General features: G+C 72.2%; 2 protein-coding genes. Both read right to left on the reverse strand.

All coding sequences use genetic code 11. The annotated features are described in order from the left end of the window. On the reverse strand, window positions 1-822 hold an 822-nt coding region (locus BIU89_RS13025), incomplete at its 3' end, for a glycosyl transferase (protein ID WP_071247126.1). Then, a complete protein-coding gene (locus tag BIU89_RS13030; protein ID WP_071247127.1) occupies window positions 819-1631 on the reverse strand; it encodes an HAD-IIB family hydrolase in 813 nt (270 codons plus the stop codon). The genes BIU89_RS13030 and BIU89_RS13025, both read right to left, overlap by 4 nt. Window positions 1632-1765 lie beyond the last annotated feature (134 nt).

Genomic DNA, 1765 nt, shown 5'->3' on the forward strand with positions numbered 1-1765 from the left:
GTGGTCGTACGCGTCGGCGATCTCCACCTGGCACACCTGCCGGGTCGCGTAGTCGCGGTAGACCTCGGACAGCATGCCGATCTCGAGTCCCCAGTCGCCGGGGATCTTCAGGCCGTTCAGCACGTGGGCACGCATCGCGAACTCGCCGGACAGCGGGTACCGGAAGCTGCTCAGGTACTCCAGGTACTCGGACTCCCCGTAGACCTGGCGGAGCGAGCGGAGCAGCGGCCCGACGAGCAGCCGCGCGGCGCGGCCGTTGATCCGACCGTCGGCGACGCGGGCGTAGTAGCCCTTCGAGAACTCGTAGTCGAACGCGGGGTTCGCGACCGGGTAGAACAGCCGCGCGAGCATGCCCCGCTCGTAGGTGGTGATGTCGCAGTCGTGCAGGGCGATGCAGTCCGCCCGCTCCGACGCCAGGGCGTACCCGGTGCAGTACCAGACGTTCCGGCCCTTGCCCGGCTCCCCCGGTGCCAGTCCCGCGCGCTCCAGTTCGGCGTCGAGCTCGCGCAGCCGCGGCCCGTCGTTCCACAGGATCCGGTGCCGCTGCGGCAGCCGCGAGAAGAACTCGCGGGCGTGCTCGAACTGCGAGCGGTCGGCCCGGTCGAGCCCGATCACGATCTCGCTGAGCCAGTCGGCCTCGGCCAGCTCGTCGACGATCCGCGACAGGGCTGGACGCTCGAGCTCGGAGTACAGCGCCGGCAGGATCAGGCTCATCGGGCGTTTCTCGGCGAAGCCCCGCAGGTCCTCCTCGAGGCTCGCGGTGCTGCGGCGACCGAGGTCGTGGAACGTCGTGATGACGCCGTTCTGGTGGAAGTCGCTCATCGATGGCTCCTGACGGACGGGGTGGTGAACCGGGTGAGGCCCTCGGTCCAACCCTGCGGGCCGGGGGCGGTCGTGCGGTGGACGCGCTCGGGTCGGTCGTCGGCGAGCGGTCCGGGTGCCGGGCCGTGCCCGCGGACCACGACGGCGAAGTCGACCGCGTCGAGCAACGCGGTGTCGTTCGGGCCGTCACCGAGTCCGATCGTGCGCGGGATGGTCCCCGTCCGACGCTCGTGGTCGGCGATCAGCGTCCGGACCGCTGCGCCCTTGTCGCGGCCCGCCGGCAGCACATGCCAGAACCGGCCGCCCCGCACCAGGTCGAGGCCGACCGCGGCGAGCGCCGCGCGGAACGCGTCGGCCCGGTCGTCGTCCTCGGCGTGCCAGAGCAGCACCTCGGACGCCTCGCGCTGCTGCGCGCGTCCGGCCGCTTCGAGGTCGAGCCCCGTCCACGCGGCGACGACCGCATCGGTCACGCCGCCGAAGGTCTCGAACCGCAGATGCAGCGCCCGGCGGACGCGGGCGAGTTCGGCGTGCAGCCGCTCGAGGTCGCCGTCGACCGGTCCGACCAGCACCTCGCCCGCCGGTCCGACCACGACCGCGCCGTTCTCCGCCACGAACGCGTGCCCGTCGAGCCCGGTGCGCGCCTGCAGCGCCGTGATCTCCGCACGCGTCTTGCTGCTGCAGAACACCACGGGGACGTCGTCCGCCCGCAGCTGTTCCAGCATCGGCAGGGCCGCGTCGAACGAGTAGTCGTGGTGGTCGAGGAACGTCCCGTCGAGGTCCGTGACGATCATCAGGTCGGGTGTTGGCATCGTGCTCCGCTGGCGGCTGGCTGGGCTGCGGGCGACGATGCCCCGGACCACCCTGCCACGCGCATGCGTCGGTTGGGTGAACAAGCCGGCGTCGGTCGCGCGACGCGACCAGCGGACGGACTGGAGGCGCGGTG

Source organism: Curtobacterium sp. MCBA15_005, from assembly GCF_001864855.1.
Classification (GTDB): Bacteria; Actinomycetota; Actinomycetes; order Actinomycetales; family Microbacteriaceae; genus Curtobacterium; species Curtobacterium flaccumfaciens.